The 21367-nt window shown below is 68.5% G+C and carries 21 protein-coding genes; 9 read left to right on the top strand and 12 right to left on the bottom strand.

Annotation, left to right across the window (positions count from 1 at the left end):
- Positions 1-70 precede the first annotated feature (70 nt).
- From D5S18_RS00110 to D5S18_RS00080, 7 genes are all read right to left on the bottom strand, one after another.
- Positions 71-688: a DNA-3-methyladenine glycosylase I gene (locus D5S18_RS00110; RefSeq protein ID WP_120036719.1), complete on the bottom strand. Its 618-nt coding sequence runs from the start codon at positions 686-688 to the stop codon at positions 71-73.
- Positions 685-1074, bottom strand: coding sequence for a DivIVA domain-containing protein (locus tag D5S18_RS00105; protein ID WP_120036679.1), 390 nt, complete (start codon positions 1072-1074; stop codon positions 685-687). Before D5S18_RS00105 ends, D5S18_RS00110 begins: the two co-directional genes overlap by 4 nt.
- Positions 1075-1171: 97 nt before the next feature.
- Positions 1172-2308, bottom strand: a complete 1137-nt coding sequence (locus D5S18_RS00100; RefSeq protein ID WP_120036677.1) for an Mrp/NBP35 family ATP-binding protein — start codon at positions 2306-2308, stop codon at positions 1172-1174.
- Positions 2309-2327: 19 nt separating this feature from the next.
- On the bottom strand, positions 2328-3191 hold the full coding sequence (locus D5S18_RS00095) for a lytic transglycosylase domain-containing protein (RefSeq protein WP_120036717.1): 864 nt from the start codon (positions 3189-3191) through the stop codon (positions 2328-2330).
- A gap of 151 nt (positions 3192-3342) precedes the next feature.
- On the bottom strand, positions 3343-4794 hold the full coding sequence (locus D5S18_RS00090) for a lytic murein transglycosylase (protein WP_120036675.1): 1452 nt from the start codon (positions 4792-4794) through the stop codon (positions 3343-3345).
- A gap of 128 nt (positions 4795-4922) precedes the next feature.
- Complete coding sequence (locus D5S18_RS00085) at positions 4923-5552, bottom strand: DUF1003 domain-containing protein (protein WP_120036673.1); 630 nt, start codon at positions 5550-5552, stop codon at positions 4923-4925.
- Positions 5549-6832 (bottom strand): magnesium transporter MgtE N-terminal domain-containing protein, encoded by a 1284-nt coding sequence (locus D5S18_RS00080; RefSeq protein WP_120036671.1) that lies wholly within the window; start codon positions 6830-6832, stop codon positions 5549-5551. Before D5S18_RS00080 ends, D5S18_RS00085 begins: the two co-directional genes overlap by 4 nt.
- A gap of 94 nt (positions 6833-6926) precedes the next feature.
- On the opposite strand from D5S18_RS00080, the gene D5S18_RS00075 reads away from it, so the two are divergent.
- From D5S18_RS00075 to D5S18_RS00050, 6 genes are all read left to right on the top strand, one after another.
- Positions 6927-7418 (top strand): YflT domain-containing protein, encoded by a 492-nt coding sequence (locus tag D5S18_RS00075; protein ID WP_120036669.1) that lies wholly within the window; start codon positions 6927-6929, stop codon positions 7416-7418.
- Between the two features lie 4 nt (positions 7419-7422).
- Complete coding sequence (locus tag D5S18_RS00070) at positions 7423-8004, top strand: suppressor of fused domain protein (protein ID WP_120036667.1); 582 nt, start codon at positions 7423-7425, stop codon at positions 8002-8004.
- A gap of 177 nt (positions 8005-8181) precedes the next feature.
- Entirely contained in the window at positions 8182-9036 is an 855-nt protein-coding gene (locus D5S18_RS00065) for a PHP domain-containing protein (RefSeq protein ID WP_120036665.1), read from the top strand.
- Between the two features lie 10 nt (positions 9037-9046).
- Positions 9047-9313, top strand: coding sequence for a hypothetical protein (locus D5S18_RS00060; protein ID WP_120036663.1), 267 nt, complete (start codon positions 9047-9049; stop codon positions 9311-9313).
- Between the two features lie 51 nt (positions 9314-9364).
- The gene (locus tag D5S18_RS00055) at positions 9365-10912 is read left to right on the top strand and encodes an FAD-dependent oxidoreductase (RefSeq protein ID WP_120036661.1); all 1548 of its coding nucleotides are present in this window, start codon (positions 9365-9367) and stop codon (positions 10910-10912) included.
- 375 nt (positions 10913-11287) lie between these two features.
- A complete protein-coding gene (locus D5S18_RS00050; RefSeq protein WP_203236514.1) occupies positions 11288-12484 on the top strand; it encodes an NAD(P)-dependent malic enzyme in 1197 nt (398 codons plus the stop codon).
- Positions 12485-12576: 92 nt separating this feature from the next.
- Here D5S18_RS00050 and D5S18_RS00045 read toward each other — a convergent pair whose 3' ends face one another.
- From D5S18_RS00045 to D5S18_RS00030, 4 genes are read right to left on the bottom strand one after another with little or no spacing between them, the layout of a single operon-like run.
- Positions 12577-13308: an ABC transporter permease gene (locus tag D5S18_RS00045; RefSeq protein ID WP_120036656.1), complete on the bottom strand. Its 732-nt coding sequence runs from the start codon at positions 13306-13308 to the stop codon at positions 12577-12579.
- Positions 13305-13967 (bottom strand): ABC transporter permease, encoded by a 663-nt coding sequence (locus D5S18_RS00040; protein WP_120036654.1) that lies wholly within the window; start codon positions 13965-13967, stop codon positions 13305-13307. The genes D5S18_RS00045 and D5S18_RS00040 overlap by 4 nt, the downstream gene beginning before the upstream one ends.
- Entirely contained in the window at positions 13967-15112 is a 1146-nt protein-coding gene (locus D5S18_RS00035) for an ABC transporter ATP-binding protein (RefSeq protein ID WP_120036652.1), read from the bottom strand. Before D5S18_RS00035 ends, D5S18_RS00040 begins: the two co-directional genes overlap by 1 nt.
- Before the next feature lie 12 nt (positions 15113-15124).
- Entirely contained in the window at positions 15125-16096 is a 972-nt protein-coding gene (locus tag D5S18_RS00030; RefSeq protein WP_239003432.1) for an ABC transporter substrate-binding protein, read from the bottom strand.
- 15 nt (positions 16097-16111) lie between these two features.
- Between D5S18_RS00030 and D5S18_RS00025 the strand changes: the two genes are divergently transcribed.
- From D5S18_RS00025 to D5S18_RS00015, 3 genes are all read left to right on the top strand, one after another.
- Complete coding sequence (locus D5S18_RS00025) at positions 16112-17101, top strand: glycine betaine ABC transporter substrate-binding protein (RefSeq protein WP_239003431.1); 990 nt, start codon at positions 16112-16114, stop codon at positions 17099-17101.
- A gap of 235 nt (positions 17102-17336) precedes the next feature.
- Positions 17337-17981, top strand: a complete 645-nt coding sequence (locus D5S18_RS00020; protein WP_120036715.1) for a PadR family transcriptional regulator — start codon at positions 17337-17339, stop codon at positions 17979-17981.
- A gap of 97 nt (positions 17982-18078) precedes the next feature.
- Complete coding sequence (locus D5S18_RS00015) at positions 18079-19560, top strand: DHA2 family efflux MFS transporter permease subunit (protein WP_120036646.1); 1482 nt, start codon at positions 18079-18081, stop codon at positions 19558-19560.
- 53 nt (positions 19561-19613) lie between these two features.
- Here the strand turns inward: D5S18_RS00015 and D5S18_RS00010 are convergent, their stop codons facing one another.
- Positions 19614-21140: a molybdopterin-dependent oxidoreductase gene (locus D5S18_RS00010; RefSeq protein WP_120036644.1), complete on the bottom strand. Its 1527-nt coding sequence runs from the start codon at positions 21138-21140 to the stop codon at positions 19614-19616.
- Positions 21141-21367: the final 227 nt, after the last annotated feature.

Here is a 21367-nt window from a genome sequence, read left to right as displayed (position 1 = left end):
GCGCACTTTCTTGGAACTCCCGTTGTCACCAACAGGCGAGCCCACCGGCATTTGGCGAGCTACACCGGTCCTATTCTTCCCTATCGCCGGAGTGGACGGATACCTGAGTTCGAAATGTGACCGCCGGGTCGGTCCGCCAGTGCTCGCCGCCGACCCAGCATTCGGCGATGTGATCGTCCACCATTCCCGTCGCCTGCATCAGCGCATACGCCGTGGTGGGACCGACGAAGCGGAACCCGCGCCGCTTCAATTCTTTTGCCATGGCGATGGATTCGACGGTGGTGGCGGGTACATCGCCAATCCGCCTCGGGCGCGGGCGTGGCGTGGGAGCGAAGGACCACAGCAGCGCGTCCAGGCCGATATCGAGGTCGCGGGCCACCCTGGCATTGGCGATGGTGGCCTCGATTTTGGCCCGGTTGCGCACGATGCCCGCGTCGTCGAGCAGGCGGGCGCGCTCGGCGTCGCCGAACTCGGCCACCTCCTCGATGGCGAAGCCGGCGAATGCCGCGCGAAAGGCCGGGCGCTTGCGCAGGATGGTGATCCACGACAACCCGGATTGGAACGCCTCGAGGCTCAGCCGCTCGAACAGGGCGTCGTCGCCGCGTAGCGGCTGACCCCATTCGAAATCGTGGTAGTCGCGGTAGAGATCGGAATCGCCTGCCCAGGAGCAGCGGATGCGGTCGGTCATCGGCTGCCCGCCCCCGGCGCGGGCCACGGCTGCTGCGGCGGGTTCGGCTCGGCGGTGGCAGCGCTCGCGGCGCCGACAGAGCCGACAGAGCCCGCAGCGGTGCCGTGCAGGGCCTGGGCCAACTGCGTCTGCAATTCGTCGATGCGACCCGCCAGGCGGGCCAGCGCCCAATCCACCTCGGCGGCCTTGTAGCCGCGCACCACCTGCTGGAAGCGCAGCGCGCGCACATCCGCACCGGTGATGCCCTCGGCGGGCAGGCAGGTCGCGGTGGTGCCCTCCGGCAGCGGCGCGAGTTCCTCCGAACGGCCGAAGATGGCGCCGGCCAGCAGGAACAGAACCGCGGCCACCAGGCCGATGATCAGCACGTACAGCAGCAGTGTGAGCATGCCACGAGCTTATTGGCCGACACCGACGCCGAGCACGCGGTACCGCGCGCGGAAATCGGTCCTCGCGTTCGCCGCTGATCAGGGGGTGTCGGGTTCCTCAGAGGTGCCGGGTCGTATCGATGCCCAGCGACATCCCCGCCAGCCCGCGCTTGCGCACCGCCAGTTTGTCGGCGATCTCGCGCAGCGCCCGCGCCGCCGGATTCTCCGGATCGCGCAGTACGAGCGGGGTGCCCTCGTCGCCTGCCTCGCGCAGCGGCTGCTCGATCGGAATCTGTCCGAGCAGCGGGACCGGTGCGCCCACCGCGCGGGAGAGCCGATCGGCGACGGACTGGCCACCGCCGGTGCCGTAGAGATCCATTCGGGTGCCGTCGGGCAGGTCGAGCCAGGACATGTTCTCCACGACGCCGGCGATGCGCTGCCTGGTCTGCAGGGCGATCGCGCCCGCCCGCTCGGCGACCTCCGCGGCTGCAGGCTGCGGGGTGGTGACCACCAGGATCTCCGCGTTCGGAATCAACTGGGCGATGGAGATGGCCACATCGCCGGTGCCGGGCGGCAGATCCAGCAGCAGGATATCCAGGTCGCCCCAGAACACGTCGGCGAGGAACTGCTGCAGCGCCCGGTGCAGCATCGGGCCGCGCCACACCACCGGGGTGTTGCCCTGGGTGAACATGGCGATGGAGATGACCTTCACCTCGTGCGCCACCGGCGGCATGATCATCCGCTCGACCTGGGTGGGGCGCTGCTCGGTGCCCAGCATGCGCGGCACCGAATGACCATAGATATCGGCGTCCAGCACACCGACGGACAGTCCGCGCGCGGCCAGTGCGGCCGCGAGATTGACGGTGACGGTGGACTTTCCGACGCCACCCTTCCCGGAGGCCACCGCGTACACCCTGGTGAGCGAGCCCGGCTGGGCGAACGGGATGACCGGTTCGGCCGAATCGCCGCGCAACTGTTTGCGCAGCGCGGTGCGCTGCTCGTCGTTCATGACATCGAGTTCGACGGTGATCGGACCGACTCCCGCGACATCGGCGACCGCGCGGGTGACGCGCTGGGTGATTTCGGTGCGCAGCGGGCAGCCCGCCGTGGTCAGGTAGATCTCGACATGCACCTTGCCGCCGTCGCCGAGGGTGACGCTCTTGACCATGCCGAGTTCGGTGATCGGTTTGCGGATCTCCGGATCGTCCACCTTCGCGAGGGCCGAGCGCACATCCGATTCCGTAATCACCGACATAATCGAAATTTTAGTTGTGTCAGATTTTCGGCAGATCCCAGGGCTTCGGCGCGAGCCCGTTGCCGTAGGCCGCCTCCCATGCCATGACATTGGCGACGTAGGCCATGGAGTTGTTGTAGCGCAGGATGGCCTTGGTCTGCTGGGCCGGATCGCGCATGTTCAGGCCGCCGTCGCAGAGGTATTTGCCCGCCGTGAGGGCGGCGTCGAACATATTCTGCGGGTCGGCGATGCCGTCGCCGTTGCCGTCGGCCGCGAAGTGCCGCCAGGTTTCGGGGAGGAATTGCATGGGGCCGACGGCACGGGCGTAGGTCTGCATGCCGCCGTCGAGTTCGCCGCCGTCGGTTTCGTGCACGACGTGATTGCCCGAGAGGGAGCCGTCGAGGACCGGGCCGTAGATCGGGCTGAGCGGGTAGCCCTCGGCATCGACCTTGCCGTAGCCGTGATGCGATTCGACCTGGCCGATACCGGCCAGCATCGACCACGGCATCTCGCAGACCGGATTCTCTTTGGCCAGTGTGCGTTCGGCGGCCTGGTAGGCGGCCATCGCGACGCCGGGCATGCCGAGTGGACCCGCGGGGACGTCCGCGGATTGCCTGCCCTCCGGCAGCGCAACGGATTTCACGATCGGCGGTTTGGCGGGGGCGGGTCTGGTGAGCGCGGCGGCGATGGCCTGACTCGAGGCGCGGGTCGCGACCGCGATGGGGCCGGTGGACTCGCTCTGCTCGGCGCCCGCGTAGGAGTGTTGGTACGAAACCTGCTCGGCGCCACCGGAATTGGCGGCGGCGGCGGTGACCGAGGCGAGTCCGGCGGGAACCAGGCCGGTCAGTGCGATGACGGAACTGCGCCGAATGGTGACCGGCGACTGCTTGCGATGACGCCCCACTGTGTGGTGACCCTCCATGACTCCGAAGCGAAGCCTCGTGGACTCGGAACCTCGTGGACTCCGAAAGTGAGCCTTCGTGATGGACACCGGAGACGTTACCGCATTCGAGATCTTTTCGTTACTCCTTTGTGATCACTTGGGAATTCGCCGGTTATCCCTGCGGTGCCGGGAGCGGGATGACGAACCCGCCGGGCAGGGTGATCGCGGGCGGCGGCGTGGCGGTGGTGGTCGGTGCGGGCTCCGGCGGTGTCGCGTCCGGAGTCCTGGCCACCTGCGGGGTTTCGGACTCCTGCTCCGCGCCGGGGGTTTGCTCCGGGGTCTGCGGGGATTGGTCATCGGCGGGCTGCGGTGCCGGACATCGCGCTAGGACGGTCGAATCGGGCTGCGGCTGACCGGGTTCGGCGGCCTGCGCGCCCGCCCGATCGGCTTGCTGCTGATCGGCCTGTCGCTGATCCTCGGCGCGCTGCGGATCGTTCGGTCCGGTCTTGGTGGCGCCGTAGGTCTGGCCGGGAGCCAGCGTGATCCGGGGCGGCTCGCCGGGTGCGCCGGGCGCGAGCACGGGCGCGGGCGGATCGCACGGGTTGACCGGTTTGGGGGGCGGCGGGCAGAAGATGCCGCACGGAATCGGTGGCAGGCCAGGGATATTGATCATGATTTCGGTCGGCGCGGGCGCCACCGAAGCGGGTGGGGGTTTGCGCGTGGTGGTGGGCGCGGTGCCGCTCACCACCGACATATCCGGGAGTTGGCTCACGCCGCGATTGGGGATCAGGTCGGGGGAGATCCGCACCTGCGTGGGCACGCCGCCGTTGCGGTAGGCGGCCGCCCAGCTCAGCACATTGGCGGCGTAGGTCGTGGAATTGTTGTAGCGCAGCACCGCTCGCAACTCCTGGGCCGGATCGCGCAGATCCAGCCCGCCCGAGCACAGGTACTTCCCGGCGGCCAGCGTCGCGTCGAACACGTTGTTCGGATCCGGTCTGCCGTCGCCCTTGGCGTCGGCGCCGTATATCGCCCAGGTGCTCGGCAGGAATTGCATCGGGCCGATGGCTCGGACATAGCTGCCGTCGGTATTGCGGATGACCTCGTTGCCGGGCAGCGTGCCATCGAGCGCCGGACCGTAGATCGGGGCCACGGTGGTGCCCGCGGCATCGGTGTGTCCGCCTGCGGCGTGCCCGGATTCGATGCGGCCGATACCCGCCAGCAGACTCCAGTGCAGACCGCAGTTCGGCATGCTCGACTGCAGGGCCAGTTCGGCATTGCGATACGCGGCGAGCACGATCTCCGGAATTCCGAAAGCGCCCGCGCCTGCGGGCAGCGAGATATTTTGCAGCGGAACGGTTCCCGCGAAGGGGGCGGATCCGTCGGCGGGGGTCATGGCGGTGAGCCTGCGCGGCGGCTCCGCGCTGACCGGCAACAATCCAACTGTCCGAGACAATTCGGCGTCTGCGCGCTCGGCGGGTGTGTCACCACCTCCCGCAGCGGCGGCGAGCAGTGCCTCGGGTGCGTGGGACGGGACGGCGGCGGGTGTGGTGGGTGCGGCGGAACCTGTGGCGACGAGTCCCGCGACGACCAGGGCCGACACGGTTATCGGGGCGGATATTCGCATGCGGCCCACACCAATCCTCTACGTCGTGAAGACTGTCCGGGACAATTTTCCCGGTCCGGTCTTGGGACAACGTGCTCCACGTTACCCACCGGTTAGTTAAGTGGTTGGTATTTCCGGTCAATCGCGAGCTACGAGTCCGCTTCGGCGCCGGCAGCACCGAATCGACCGTCCTCGGTCGAGTTCGACTCGGCGCCCGCCGCGCCCGGCGAAATCCCCACGGGGGCTTGCTTTTTCTTGCGCGCCTGCTTTCTGGCCTTGTCCGCCTGCCCATTCGGGCTCGGCGCCGCCGCGATGCTCTCCATGAGCTCGCGCAACTCGTCCAACTCCTTGCGCAGATAGTCGCGGGTGGCCACCTCGCCGACGGCGAGACGCAGCGCGGCCAGTTCGCGGGCCAGGTATTCGGTGTCGGCCTTGGTCTGCGCGGCACGCAGCCGGTCCTCCTCCAGGGAGACCCGGTCCCGATTGTCCTGGCGGTTCTGTGCCAGCAGGATCAGCGGCGCGGCATAGGCGGCCTGGGTGGAGAAGGCCAGATTCAGCAGGATGAACGGGTACGGATCCCACTGCATCGCGATGACGAAGACATTGAGCACGATCCACACCAGGACGATGGCGGTCTGAATGACCAGATACCGCCCGGTGCCGAGGAAGCGCGCGATCCGCTCGCTGACCTGAGCCATGGCCTCGGCATCGAAATCGAAGCGCAGCCGCGATTCGACCGGTGTCTCCAAACGTGCTCTTGCGGAGATTTTCTCGGTCATGAGGGCACACTCCCCGGATGTAGTTCGTCGGCCTCGCGCCAGTCCTCGGGCAGCAGGTGATCGAGTACATCGTCCACGGTGACCGCGCCGAGCAGGTGATTCTCCTCGTCCACCACCGGGCCGCAGACCAGGTTGTAGGTGGCGAAGTAGCGGGTGACGGCGGCCAGCGGGACATCGGCGCGCAGCGGGGCCAGCGCGTTGTCGACAATGCCGCCGACGAGATGGGCGGGTGGTTCGCGCAGCAGTTGCTGAATGTGGACCGAACCGAGGTAGCGGCCGGTGGGGGTGGCCGTCGGCGGGCGCACCACGAAGACCATGGAGGCCAGCGCGGGTGTCAGATCGGGATTGCGCACCTTGGCCAGCGCCTCGGCCACGGTGGCCGAGGGGTTGAGAATGACCGGTTCCGGCGTCATGAGGCCGCCCGCGGTGTCGGGGGAATGCTCGAGCAGCCTGCGGACCGGTTCGGACTCCTCGGGATCCATCAGCGCCAGCAGCGAATCCGCCTCGCCCTTGGGGAGTTCGCCCAGCAGGTCGGCGGCGTCGTCGGGATCCATGGCCTCGAGCAGGTCGGCGGCGCGGCGGATCTCGAGTTGGCCGAGCAACTCGACCTGGTCGTCATCGGGGAGCTCCTGCACCACATCGGCCAGGCGCTCGTCGTCGAGGGCCACCGCCACCTCGACGCGCCGCTTCTCCGGCAGTTCGCGCAGCAGGTGGGCGACATCGGCGGGCCGCAGCCCCTCGAACTGCTCCAGCAGCGCGGTGACATCCTGACCCGGCCTGCCGATCTCGTACGGGGTCAGGCCGGAGACCCGGTCCCAGTCGACCACGTGCACCGCGCGTCTGCGCCCGAGTCTTCGGTGTCCGCGCACCGCCACCCTGGTGACCCGCCAGTCCCTGGTCCTGGTCTGCTCGATGCCCAGATCCACCACGAAGACATCGACCCCCGCCAGATCCGGCAGATCCGGATCGGCGACGCGCACCGAGGAATCCACGATCTGCGCCAGCGCCAGCAACTCGCCGGGCCGCTGGGTGAACCGGCGCAGGCTGACCGTGCCCGTATTGAGCGTCACCGCACCGGGATCGATGGAGGTGAGCCGCAGCATGGGCACGAAGATCCGGCGGCGGGTCGGCAGCTCGACCACCAGGCCGTGAATGCGCGGCTGCTGCCGGTCGTATCGGATGGCCACGACCACATCGCGAATCCGGCCGATAGACTCGCCGTCGGGACCCAGCACCACCAGTCCGGCCAGCCTGGCGACGTACACCCTGGTTGCTGCCATGCCTGTAAGGCTAAGGGGAGGGTTAGCCGACCTATAACGCGCACCACGCGTTTCACACTCACCCATCGCGACGACGGAATAGCAGAATAGACGTATGACGAATCCCTTGGGGAACTCCAACCGTGCCCGTCAGGGGCTGCCGACGCCGCCGTCGGGGTGGCCCGTGGGTTCCTATCCGACCTATGCCGAGGCGCAGCGGGCGGTCGACTATCTGGCCGACAACCAGTTCCCGGTGCAGGACGTGACCATCGTCGGCGTGGACCTCATGCAGGTCGAACGCGTCCTCTACCGCTTGAACTGGGGCAAGGTCATCGGCGGCGGCATCGTGTCCGGCGCCTGGCTCGGCCTGTTCCTGGGCCTGCTGCTGAGCCTGTTCACCACCGGGGGTGCGCTCGGGCCGCTGCTGGTGGGTCTGGTCGGCGGCATCATCTTCGGCGTCATCTCCACCTCGATCCCGTACGCGGCGACTCGCGGCACCCGCGATTTCGCCTCGACCATGCAGTTGGTGGCGGGCCGTTACGACGTGCTGTGCGATCCGCGCTCGGCCGAGCAGGCGCGCGACATGCTGGCGCGGTTGGCGATCTGAGCGCATGGAGGTGCTGGAAACGGTCCGGTCGGGCGTGCTGGACCACTTCGGGGTGGGTCCGACCGAGGTCGACGCCGCCTCGGTGACCTTCCTCGGGCTCGAACCGATCGAGATCCTGCGGATCGCCGCCGCCGACTTCGTGCATTACGTGACGCTGGGCGGATCCCGGCATCCGATGGGTGATCCGGCCGCGCTCCTCGCCGATCCGGTGCGCGGCCCGCGCGCGGAACTGGTGCTGACGTTGCGCTCCGGACTCGGCGCGCAATCCGGGCTGGCCAAATCGTTGGGTGTGCTCGCCGCGACTCCCGTGGTGGAAGGTGTTGTGCTGCAGGCCGATGCGCTGCTCGACGTGGGCGAGCCGCTGTGGCGCGGCGCGCCGTTCACGGCGGTTCTGCTGGGGGACAGCGAGATTCCCGAGGTGGTGCTGCCCGATCCGGCCGAGCCGGTCCGCTATCTCACGGTCGTCCCGGTCACCGCGACCGAGGCGGCGTGGGTGCGGGTGCGGGGAGCCGGGGCATTGCGCGAGGCGTGGGCCGAGGCCGGAATCGATGTGCGCGACCCTGGCCGCGGCGCCGCGACGCTCTGAGTTCGGAGTATCCGAAGCGGCGTTCGCGCGGTGTGATTCGCGCGTTGGACGCGGCTCGATTCCGGGCGACCGAACCCGATTCGGGTTGCTCCGGACGCGGATTCGGGTCGTCCCGATGACCGGAACCGGTACCCGGCGCGCGGCTGTCGATAAGGGTCGCCTGTAAAACTGGATGCCGTGCGCATCGACCTGCATACCCATTCGACCGCGTCGGATGGCACCGACACCCCCGCCGAACTCGTGCGCAATGCCGCAGCCGCCGGGTTGGACGTCGTCGCGATCACCGATCACGACACCACGGCGGGCTGGGCGGAGGCGGTCGAGGCCAGACCCGAGGGTCTGACGCTGGTGCGCGGCATGGAGATGTCGTGCGTGGCCCTGGGCGCCGACGGCTGGCCGGTGCCGGTGCATTTGCTGGCCTACCTGTTCGATCCGACCGATCGCGGCTTCGCCGAGGAGCGCGAGCGGTTGCGCGCCGAACGGGTGGAGCGGTTGCGCGCCATGGCCGAGCGGATGCGCGCGGATGGTCTGCCCATCGATCCGGACGCGGTGCTGGCCTCGGCCGGTCCGTCGGCGGGGCGGCCGCATCTGGCCAGGGCGCTGGTGACCGCGGGGGTGGTGCCCACGGTCGACGCCGCGTTCGCCGAACTGCTCGCCCCGCACGGTCGCTACTACGCGGAGAAGGCCGACACCCCGCTGCATCGAGCGGTGTCGATGATCGCGGGGGCGGGTGGGGTGAGCGTGCTGGCGCACGCGCGGGCGCGCAAGCGCGGCAGGCTGATCGCCCTGGACGATATTCGCGCGTCGGCCGAGCTCGGCCTGGGCGGGCTGGAGTCGAACCATCCCGATCACAGCGCCGAGGATCGGGCGGTGCTCGACGAGTTGGCCGCCGAGCTCGGTCTGCTCACCACGGGTTCCTCCGACTACCACGGCGCGAACAAGACCATCCGACTCGGCGAGTTCACCACCGATCCGGCGCAATTCGAGGCCCTCGTCGACAAGGCGAGCGGGGTGCCGGTGATCCGCGCGTGAGGCCGCCGCGATGAGGGCGCTGCGCGCGCTCAGCGGTGTGGTGGCGGCGGGCACGGTGGTGTTGGCGGCGGTGGTGACGGGTAGCGCGGTAATCGGGGCGCGCGATGGATTTCCCGGTCCGGGAACGACCGCCGTGCTCTGGCATCTGATTGTCGGCGCGATTGTCATTGCGGCCCAGATTTATTCGGACAGGCGTCGAGGTTTTGCGGCATTTTCCGGATCGATGGTCGTTTTACTGGCGGCCGGAATTTTGCTCTGGACGCAGTGGTGGCGTTGATATTCCGGTAATGGTTGCGGCCGGGTGAATTGTGGCCGAACATTTAATATCGTGACGGAACTCGAGACGGATGTGCTGGTTTTGGGTGGGGGTCCGGCCGGAATCTGGGCCGCCGTCTCGGCCGCCGCGGCGGGTTCCAGGGTGATCCTGGTCGACAAATCGCGCTGCGGCGCGGGCGGCCCGTCCGCGTGTGGCGCCACCGCGCTCTGGAATATCCCGCCCGGCTCTGCGCGCGAGGAGGCCGTGCGCCGCGGCTACGCACACGGCGGCGGCCTCGGCGATCCGGATCTGATGCATCGGGTGCTCGACGAGACCCACCGCCGCGTCGAACAGTTGGTGCGCTGGGGCTACCGATTTCCCGGCGAGGCCGCAGGGCCTGCGCTGCGGGTGTATCTGGATGGCGCGCGCTATCTGCGCAGGTTGCGGCGCGGCGCGCTGGCGGCGGGCGTGCGGATCCTCGATCATCACCCGGCCCTGCAGTTGCTGCTCGATCGCGACGGCGCGGTCGCGGGCGCCACCGGAATCCGGATGCGCGAAGGTTTCGGCTCCTGGACCGTGCGGGCCGGGGCCGTGGTGGTGGCCACCGGTGGGTGCGCGTTCCTGTCCGGCGGCGCGGGCACCGAAATGGCCACCGGCGACGGCCTGCTGCTGGCCGTCGAGGCGGGCGCGGAACTGTCCGGGATGGAGTTCTCCAGCGCCTACGATCTGGCTCCGGCCTGCGACGCGCCGTTCGCGCCCGGTCTCGCACTGCATTTCGCCACGCTCTACGACGAGGCGGGCGCGGTGCTGCCCGATCAGCGCGCGGCGGCCTTCGCGGCCATCGCCGACGGTCGCCGGGTCTATGCCGCCTTGGACGATGTGCCCGACGGCGTGCGCCACTGGTTGTCGCGGCAGGGCGTGGTGGATCGGACCAGGCGGGTGCCGCTGCGCGCCGTCCTGGAGGGCACCGTGCGCGGCACCGGCGGTCTGTGGCTCGGCGGTGCGGACTGCGCCACCAGCGTGGCGGGTCTGTTCGGCGCGGGCGATGTCACCACCCGCGAATCGATCACCGGCGCGGTCAGCGGGTTCGGCGGTCAGGGCGGGGCGTGGGCCATCGCCTCGGGGGTGTGGGCGGGGGCGGGCGCGGCGCGTTTCGCGCGGCGCGGGGTGCCCGCTTCGGTGCGGGCCGTCAAGGGCGCCGGACTGAACCCGGTGGCCCGGATCGATCCGAGGGCGGTGGTCGGGCTGGTGCAGGAGCACACCCTTCCGCTACGGCGCAGCTACTGGCGCAGTGCGGGTAGCCTGCGCGACAGCATCGCCGAACTCGACGCCATGTGGCCCGGCGCCGAATTCGACCTGGGCGGAAGCGGTCCGGACCGACTCAGAGCCAGACAGGCCGCGGCCCTGCTGGCCGTGGCCCGCTGGACCAAGTACAGCGCGCTGGCCCGCACCGAGAGCCGAGGGATGCACCGGCGCACGGATCATCCCGGCGCGGCGGCGGATTGGCGGGTGCGGCTGCGGTCCGGCGGGATGGAGCGGGTGTGGGTGCGCTCCGACGAGCGCCTCGCGAGCGCCGAATCCCGACCCGCCGCGATCGAGCCGGATCCCTTGCCGCTGTAGCTCACCGGCCTGTCCGCCGCCCGGATTCGGGACCGCGTCGACGGGTGCGCTCCCCACACCGGTTTGGCATCCGAAGGGTGCTGCCGGCAGAATGTTCGGATTCCCCGCCGAAGCCACCGCCCGGTCGGGGCACGGTGATCACCGAGTCGCGTCGCACCTTCGCTGCCGTGGATCGCCCCGCCTGTTTCGACCGGACCCACCCGTCCGGCTCCCGCTCCGCGGATCGTCGCGTCGCACCCACCGGAGTTTGTCGGCGAATTGCCGGCACCCCTCGAATTACCGGTCAGCGCCCCGATGAGCGATCTGGAACACCCAATACCCATTACCGGGTGGTAACCCTTCCCCCGGTTGTCCGACCCGAGCAGGAGTGAAATCGTGTCACCCGTGACTGACGCACCGAATGCCGCTGCCTCCCTTTCCGAAATCACCCACGACGAGATTTTCGCGGGTCACCTCGGCGGCAAACTCTCGGTCGAACTTTCGGCTCCGCTGGAAACTCAGCGCGACCTCTCGATCGCCTATACCCCCGGTGTCGCACAGGTGAGCCGGGCCATCGCGGAGGACGAGGCGCTGGCCAAGCGCTACACCTGGACCGACCGCCTGGTCGCGGTGGTCAGCGACGGCACCGCGGTGCTCGGCCTCGGTGATATCGGTCCGCGCGCCTCGCTGCCCGTCATGGAGGGCAAGGCGGCGCTGTTCAAGAAGTTCGCCGGGCTGAATTCCATCCCGATCGTGTTGGATACCAAGGATGTCGACGAGATCGTCGAGACGCTGATTCGCCTGCGCCCGAGTTTCGGTGCGATCAACCTGGAGGATATCTCCGCGCCGCGCTGCTTCGAGATCGAGCGGCGCGTGGTCGAGGCGCTCGATATCCCGGTCATGCACGACGATCAGCACGGCACCGCCATCGTGGTGCTGGCCGCGCTCAATGGCGCGGCCCGCGTGCAGGGTCGCGCCATCGAGGGCCTGAAGGTCGTGGTGTCGGGTGCGGGCGCGGCCGGTGTCGCGTGCACCAATATCCTGCTGGCCGCAGGCGTCGCCGATGTCACCGTGCTGGATTCCAAGGGCATCATCGGCAAGGACCGCACCGACCTGAACCCGGTGAAGGCCGAACTGTCCGAGCGCACCAACCCGCGCGGCCTGTCCGGCGGCGCCGGCGAGGCGCTGGCCGGTGCCGATGTCTTCCTCGGTCTGTCTGCGGGTCTCATCGCCGAGGAGTTCATCGCCGCGATGGCCGCCGACGCGATCGTGTTCGCCATGTCGAATCCGGATCCGGAGATCCACCCGGAAGTGGCGCGCAAGTACGCCGCCATCGTGGCCACCGGCCGCAGCGATTTCCCGAACCAGATCAATAATGTGCTGGCCTTCCCCGGCGTGTTCAAGGGCGCGCTCGACGCGGGCGCCCGCCGCATCACCGAGGGGATGAAGCTCGCCGCCGCCAACGCGATCCTCGGCGTGGTCGCCGACGAGCTCGGCCCGGAGAAGATCGTGCCCAGCCCGCTCGATCCTCGGGTCGCCCCGGCGGTGGCCGAGGCGGTCGCCGCCGCTGCTCGCGCGGAAGGCGTTGTCTAACAAGCGAATTCGATTGACGAAGGGCATCTTCCGGCTCGGCCGGGAGATGCCCTTCGCGCTGTGCGGCCTCGGCCGAAGATCCTCGGCAGTGGCTATGCCGAGGCCGAGGTGCGGGCGGGCGCCGCGACCTCGGGCTCATCGCTCGAGTGCGGGAACTTTCGGCGCAGGCGCCCGGTGCCCGGCGCGGTGACCCAGGTGAGCAGGGCCATCAGTCCGTCGAGCGCCATGGCCAACACCGCGACCAGCAACGCGCCCACCAGGACCCGGTCATAGCGGTAGAGGCTGATGCCGTCGAAGATGTAGCGGCCGAGCCCACCCAGATTGACGTAGGCCGCGATCGTCGCGGTGGCGACCACCTGGAGGGTGGCCCCGCGCAGTCCGGTCAGCAGGATGGGTAGGGCATTGGGCACCTCGACGCGGAACAGGATCTGCCGCTCGGTCATCCCCATGGCCCGCGAGGCGTCCACCACATTCGCCGATACGTTGGTGATGCCCGCGTACGCGCCCGCCAACAGCGGCGGGATGCCCACGGTGACCAGTGCCAGCAGCGGCGGAATCAGTCCGAGACCGAGCAGCAGCACCATGAACGTGAGCAAACCCAGCGTGGGCAACGCGCGCATGGCATTGGCGAAGCCGACCAGGAGTGCGGCCCCGCGCCGGGTGTGCCCGATCACCAGCCCCAGTGGCACCGCGACAACCGCCGAGAGCGCCACCGCCAGGAAGCTGTACCAGAGGTGCTGACCGATTCTGGTTTGGATACCTGTCGGACCGCCCCAATTCGCGCTGTCGGTGAGGTAGTGCCAGGCGTCGAGGAAAAGGTTCACGCCGCACCGCTTTTCGCCAGTACGGCCTCGGCGCGCACCCACGGGGTGCTCAGCCGTCCGACGAGGTAGACCAGCCGATCGAAGATCAGTGCCAGCGCCAGCGTGACGAGCACACCCGCGATGATCTCGTCCGGGTAGCCGCGCTGATACCCCTGGGTGAACAGCTTGCCGAGGCCACCGACGCCGATCAGCGCGCCCATCGAGACCATCGCGATATTGGTGACCACCACCACCCGCAGGCTGGAGACGAAAACCGGGACGGCCAGCGGCATATCGACGGTCAGCGTGCGCCGTAGCGGACCGAAGCCGACGGCATCGGCCGCGTCCAGCACACCCGCGGGCACCGAATCCAGCGCGGCGGGCACCGCGATCACCAGCAGCGCCGTGGAATACACGGTGAGCGCGATGATCACATTGAGCGGATCGATGGTCGAGATACCTACCAGCGGCGGGATGATGACGAACAGCGCCAGCGACGGCACCGTATACGCCAGGCTGGCCACCGTCACGGTGATCCGACGCAGCCATGGCACCCGACGCAGCATGGCCCCCACCGGAATCGCGATCACCAGACCCAGAATGAGCGGCACCAGGGCCAAATACAGGTGGGTGCGGGTGAAACCCATGATGTCGGGGAAGTTCTCGACGAGATACCGCATCACAGCGCCTGTTCGAAGTAGTGCCGATTGCGTTCGGCGTCCTCGGCGGAGCGCTGGCGCGACAACTGCTCGAGCACCTCCTCGGCCAGCACACCGCCGCGCACCGCACCCGAATCGTCCACGGCCACACCGATTCCCGAGGGGGAGGAGATGGCCGCGTCCAGTGCCTGGCGCAGATCGCCCGACGGGGTGAACAGCGATCCGCCCGCGGCCATACTCAGTTCCGGTGGCCGCCCGGCGCGTACGCCCTCCACGCCGGTGACATCCACCCAACCCGCCGGGTGGTTCCGCGCGTCCACCACCAGGACCCACTCCCCGCGCTCCAGTCGCTGGGCGGCGATCTCCTCGGCGGTCGTGGTGCGGATCTCGTGCAGCGCGACATCGTTCGCGGTGCGGAAGGACAGGCCGCGATAGCCGCGGTCGTGGCCGACGAAATCGGCCACGAAATCCGTGGCGGGCTGGGCCAATACCTGCTGCGGTGGCGCGTACTGCTGCAGCACGCCGCCGCGCCCGAACACCGCGACCTTGTCGCCGAGGGTGATGGCCTCGTCGATATCGTGGGTCACGAAGACGATGGTCTTGTGCAATTCGGCCTGGAGCCTTTGCATCTCGCTCTGGAGTTCGGCGCGCACCACCGGATCGACGGCGCTGAACGGTTCGTCCATGAGCAGGATCGGCGGATCGGCGGCCAGCGCCCTGGCCACGCCGACCCGCTGCTGCTGTCCGCCGGACAACTGCGCCGGATAGCGCCCGGCCAGCGAACGATCCAGGCCGACGCGATCCAGCAATTCCAGCGCCGCGGCGCGGGCGGCGCGGCGCGAATCCCCGCGCAGCACCGGCACCGTGGCCACATTGTCGACCACGGTGCGGTGCGGTAGCAGCCCGCCGCTCTGGATGACATAGCCGATGCCCAGCCGCAGCCGGACCGGGTCGACGGTCGAGATATCGCGACCGTCGACGGTGAGCACACCCGAACTCGGGTGGATCATCCGGTTGATCATCCGCATCGAGGTGGTCTTACCGCAGCCGGACGGTCCGACGAACACGGTGAACGATCCGGACTCGATGCGCAGATCGAGTCCGGTGACGGCATGCGTGCCATCGGGATAGGTCTTGCCGATATCGCGGAACTCGATGTCCGACAACGGATTTCCTCCCTAGCCGACCGGCTTGTTCAACCCTTGGGCGCTCACCCAGGCCGCCGCGGCGGCACGGGGTTCGGTTTTGCTCGCGCCGGAGACGGATTCGTTGAGTTTGATCAGCTCATCGGTGCTGAGCTTGGCCGAGGTGGCATCGAGCACCTTGAGCAGCCTGTCGGACTTCTTCGCGGAATTGAGCAGCGGCACCACATTCTGCGCCGCGAAATTGTGCTTCGGATCCTCCAGGACGACCAGATCGTTCTGTTTGATGGCGGGGGAGGTGGTGAAGATATTGGCCGCGGTGACCTGGCCATCGACCAGGGCGCGCACCGTGGCCGGGCCGCCGCCGTCGGCGATTTGGACGAAATTGGCGGCCGCCACATCGACGCCGTAGTTCTTCTTCAGGCCCGGCAGCCCGCCCGCGCGCTCGGCGAATTCGGCGGGTGCGCCGAATTTCACCTCGGCGGAGTGCGCGGCCAGATCGGCGATGCTGTGCAGATTCCAGCGCTGGGCGGTGGCCCTGGTGACCACGACGGCATCGGAATCCTGGCCGGGAGCGGGGGCGCCGATGGCCAGATCGGCGCCGAGCGCGGCCTGCAACGCCGCCGTGACCTCGGCGCCGCCGGTGGCGGTGGCCCTCTTGTCCAGATATTGCAGCAGGTTGCCGGTGTAGTCCGGAATGACCGAGATGGCGCATTTCCGCACGGCGGGCACGTAGGCCTCGCGGCTGCCGATATTCAATTTGGTGTCGACCTGGAAGCCATTGGCGCGCAGCGCCTCGACGTAGACATTGGCCACCGTCTCCGACTCCGGGAAGTCGGCCGAGCCGACGGTGATCCCGTCGCCCGAACAGCTGCCCTTGGCGGCGAGCGGATCGGAATTGCCGCATGCGGCCAGGGCCAAGGAGGCGAGCAGGGCGCTCGCGGCGACGAGGGTGCGGCCCGCGCGCCGCGCGGTACGCCCGTTCCGGGGGGTGGGGAGGGTTTTCACTGGGATCCTTCCGGCATGGCGGACGGTGCGAGATTCGAGCGGCGGCACGGCCACCGGTACATTCTGGTTGTCCATACTGCCCGCCGCATGGTGTTCCAGGGAGCTACGGAGAGTTGGTGTCGCCCGATGGTGTTGGCCTCCTCGGGGCGGGTGGTTGCCCGCGCGCTGGTCGTCGTGCTCGCTGTCTTGGCCACTTCCTGTGGGGTCGACGATGATGGCCCGACGACGATAGCGGTCGGCACCGACAATTCGGAGGAATCGAATCTGCTTGCGCAGATATATTCCGGTGCGCTGGCCCGTGCGGGTGCGCGCACCGAGGTGCGCGGCGGATTCCGTCCCGAGCAGCTACGGCGCGGGTTGGACGCGGGCGATATCCAGGTGACGGCGGCACACAGCGGGGCGCTGCTGGCCGAACTGGATTCCGGTGCGCCGCAACGCAAGCCGGACAAGGTCATGAAGGCGTTGAGCGCGGCTCTGCCGGAGGGGTTGGTGGTCTCGGATCCGGCCGATGGGACGGATATGCGGCCGCGCCTGCTGGTGACCGCCGCCGAGCCGGTGCGCACCGCGGCCGAGTTGATCGCGCGCTGTCCGGAGTCGACCGTCGGTATCGCCGCGCAGCCGGGTCTGCTCGCCTTGCCGAAAGGCTTGGCGAAGCTCGAAGGATGCGAGCCCGCCGCGACCGTCGCGCTGTCCGATCCCGCCGCGCTGCGAACAGCCCTGCGCGACGGCACGATTCAGGTCGGGCTGCTGGCAGGCCCGCCGATCGATCCGGCGACGACCGAGGGTTTGGTGTCGCTCACCGATAAGGAGTACTTGCTCCGCGCGGAGCAAATCGTGCCGGTCTTCCGCAAGGGCGCACTCGATCAGCGTCGCGTCAAGAAACTCAATTATGTTGCGGGCGAGCTGAATACCGCCGACCTGTGCGAGATGATCCGGCGGATGCGAACCGAGCGTGCGACGGCCGCCGAGCTGGCGGTGGACTGGCTCGACAAGCATGGACTTTGAGTCCTGACAGTCCGCTGATCGGGGTCTTCGACCCGGACGGCAGCCCCTGATTCGGCAGGTCCGACCGCGCCGTCGGCGCGGCCCCACTGTGGGCATGATCACGAATTTCGACGGTCGTCCCCTCCTTGTCGTGGCAATGCTCCGGCTCGTATATTCCACTAGGAATATTTGATGCGGAGCATGTCGTAGCGACCGGCTAGCCTACGGGGCGGTCGGTTTTGAAAGGGTGGCGAATATGGCGGAGCGCGCGGTGACACCGCTGGCGCTGGTGGTGCTCGGACTGCTCGAGGAGCAGTCGATGCACCCGTACGAGATGTATCAGTTGATCATCGCCCGCCAAGAGGATGAATTGGTCAAGGTGCGGCCCGGCTCGCTCTATCACACCGTGGCGCGACTGGCCGACCAGGGATATGTCCAGGCCGAAGGGGTCGAACGGGAGGGCAATCGCCCCGAACGCACCACCTATCGGATCACCGAGCAGGGGCGGGCGGCCATGCGGCAGCGCGTCGCCGACATCCTGCGCGAACCCACCAACGAATTTCCCGCCTTCCCGGTCGGGCTGGCCGAATCGCACAACCTCCCCAAAGAGGATGTGCTCGCCCTGCTGCGCGAACGCGTGCAGGCGCTCGAGGCCCGCTACGCGCAGATCAACGCGGCCGGCGAATCCGCCGTCGCCCGCGCGGTGCCGCGCCGCTACTGGATCGTGCTGCCCTACCTGCGCGCGACCATCGGCGCGGAGCTCGACTGGTTGCGCCGCTTCGCCCACGAGGTGGACAGCGGCGGGATCGAGTGGGAGCGCTACGACACGGCCACCGGCGGGCGGATGGCGCCCGAGGAATCGAACGGTGCGGCGGTGTCGAACGGCGAGTCCACCCATTGACACGCGCGCGGGTGGCGAGAAAAGTCAACCAGCGCGCTCCATACCGATCAGTTTGTAGCAGCACACCGACGAAAGTCAGACAGGAAGACCCGAACCCATGTCCACACAACGCAATCCGTGGCTGGCGCTGTCCGCGCTCGTCGTCGGCTTCTTCATGATCCTGTTGGATATGACGATCGTCGCGGTCGCCAACCCGGCGATCATGGCCAGCCTGCACACCGATATCAACAAGGTCATCTGGGTCACCAGCGCCTACCTGCTCGGCTACGCGGTGCCGCTGCTGGTCACCGGTCGCCTCGGCGACCGTTTCGGCCCCAAGAACATCTACCTCATCGGCCTGGTCGTCTTCACCCTCTCCTCGCTCGGCTGCGGCCTGTCCGGCTCGATCGAGATGCTCATCGCCGCCAGGGCGGTGCAGGGCCTCGGCGCAGCGCTCATGACCCCGCAAACCATGGCGGTGATCACCAGGACCTTCCCGCCGGACCGTCGCGGTGCGGCCATGGGCCTGTGGGGCGGCGTGGCCGGACTGGCCTCGCTCGTCGGCCCGATCGTCGGCGGCGTCCTGGTCGACGGCTTCAGCTGGAAATGGATCTTCTACATCAATGTGCCCATCGGCGTCATCGCCTTCGTCCTGGCCCTCTGGCTGGTGCCCAGCCTGGAGACCCATTCGCACAGGTTCGACATCCCCGGCGTGATCCTCAGCGCGGCGGGTATGTTCCTGCTGGTCTTCGGTATTCAGGAGGGCAACACCCGCGACTGGGACGCGATGATCTGGCTGATGATCGGCGCGGGCGTCGTGGTGCTGGCGGCCTTCGTGTTCTACCAATCGCGGGCCACCGGCGAACCGCTGGTGCCGCTGTCGCTGTTCCGCGACCGCAACTTCGCGCTGTCGAGTGTGGCCATCGCCGCCATGAGCGCGGCGGTCACCTCCATGATGGTGCCGTCGTACTTCTTCCTGCAGGGTGTGCGGGAGATGTCGCCCACCCGCTCCGCGCTGGTCTTCGCGCCGATGGCCATCGTCACCGGCATCATCGCGCCTTTCATCGGCAGAATGTCGGACCGCCTGCATCCGCGCATCGTGCCCACCATCGGCTTCGTCCTGTTCGCGCTCAGCACCTTCTGGTTCGCGGCCCTGATGAAGCCGGACGCTTCGATCACCTGGTTCCTGGTGGCCGCCGCCATCTCCGGCGTAGCCAACGCCTGCATCTGGGCGCCGCTGGCCTCCACGGCCACCCACAACCTGCCGGTGCAGCAGGCGGGCGCGGGCGCGGGCGTCTACAACACCACCCGCCAGGTGGGCGCGGTCCTCGGCAGCGCGGCGGTCAGCGCGCTCGTCTCGGCCCGGCTCACCGCGCACGGCCTCGGCGGCGGCAAGATCTCCGAGGGCGCGGCCGCGCACGTCACCATGCCGGAGTTCATCAAGGATTCGTTCAGTTCCGCGCTGAGCCAGTCCATGCTGCTGCCCGCCGGGATCCTGCTGATCGGCGTCATCGCCTCGGCCCTGTTCGTCCGGCACGGTCGGTCCGCCGTCGATCGTCCGGAACCGGTGCGGGAGAAGGCGGATACCCTGTCGCACTGAGTTTTTCCAGTGCAGTGCCCCCGCACCGCTCGGTGCGGGGGCACACATAGGCCCTATGCGACCTGCACGGTGCGGGTGGGATAGCCGCTCGCGCCATCGGGGACCACATCGGCGCGCTCGCTGGTCTGGGTCTGCCCGGCGCCGTCGGTGGCGCGGACCCGCAGCGTGTGGGTGCCGGGGGTGGCGTCCCACTCCAGGACCCACTGTCGCCAGGTGTCGATGGACTGGTCGGCGGCCAGTCGCGCCCGCTGCCACGGACCGTCATCGATCTGCACCTCGACCGCCCGGATCCCGCGATGCTGCGCCCACGCGACACCCGCGATCGGCACGCGACCCGCCGCGAGATGGGATTTGGCGGGCGGGGTATCGATACGTGCCTCGGTCTTGATCGGGCCGCGCGCCGACCAACCCCGCTTGGTCCAGTACGCGGTGGCGCGATCGAAACGGGTGACCTCGAGTTCGGTCACCCATTTGGTGGCCGAGACATAGCCGTAGAGCCCGGGGACCACCAGCCGGGCCGGATAGCCGTGCTGCACCGGGAGCGGTTCGTCGTTCATACCGATCGCGAGCATGGCGTCGCGACCGTCGGTGAGCACCGCGAGCGGTGTGCCCGCGGTGAAACCGTCGACACTGGTGGACAGCACCATATCGGCGTCCGGGTGCGGGCGGGCCTCGGCCAGCAGGTCGTCGAGTCGGTAACCGAGCCAGCGGGCATTGCCGACCAGATTGCCGCCCACCGGATTAGAGACGCAGGTCAGCGTGACGAGGCGCTCGATCGGCGCGCGTTTGATCAAATCCGCCCAGCTCAGATGGATTTCGTTATCGACCATGCCGTGGATGCGCAGCGACCAATCCTCGACCGAGACCTGGGGGACCAGCAGTGCGGTGTCGATGCGGTAGAAGTCGGGGTTGCCGGTGAGATACGGGGCGAGACCGGGGATTTCGAGGTCGGCCTCGGGGGAGACCGGGACCGGTTGGCCGCTGAGGCGCGGAAGTTGGACGGCGGCGCGTTCACCCGAGACATCGCGGCGCGCCGCACCGAGGATGCGGCCGCCGATACCCGTGGCCAAGGCGGCGACCGTGGTTATTCCTATGGCTTGCAGTACTTTTCGCCGGTCGAAACCCGACTCGGCGGGTAGCTGCTCGTCCTCGGTCTTGTTGTCGCCGATCCGTGCGATGAGCAGGCGGAGGGTGAAAATGCCTGCGACAGTGCCGATTATGGTGGGCAGCGCGGCGGATAGACCACCTCGGTTCACCGCGAAGACGGCGGTGACCAGTCCGAGGACGGCGAGCAGGATCGAACCGGAGGGACGCGCGGCGCGCTCGACCGCGCCGATGAGCCCGGCCGTCACAACGGCGACCACCGCCATCCCGACGTACAGCACCGTCTTGTCGTGGGTGCCGAAGGTGGTGATGGCCCATTCGCGCACACCGTCGGGGGTGCGGTCGACCACGGTGCGGCCTATCGCGTCGAGTGGATCGCTGTCCGGACCGAAGACAACGGCGAGCAGTTCCGCGAGACCGACTGTGAGCCCCGCCGAGACGATGCCCGCCGCCGTCCGCCATTGCCACCGCACCATGGTGTCGAGCGTAGTTGCTGGTAGAGGCGGTGAATATGACCATTCGATGACGTTGGGCCAGTCCCTGAGCCACGGAGGACTCCGACACGGGCCCTAGCCGCAATGCCGCTCAGTTAGTGGGTTGGGCTGGGTGTCAAGTGGATCGTGTTGTCGTGCGCGTGGGGGCATGAGAGTAGGACAGCGGAACTACTGGTAGAGAGATCTTGTCCGCCAAGACAAACCGCTCA

It is taken from the genome of Nocardia panacis (genome assembly GCF_003598715.1).
In the GTDB taxonomy this organism is placed as follows: domain Bacteria; phylum Actinomycetota; class Actinomycetes; order Mycobacteriales; family Mycobacteriaceae; genus Nocardia; species Nocardia panacis.
Note: the sequence above shows the minus strand (reverse complement) of the source record. Positions and strands in the feature narration are given on the sequence as shown.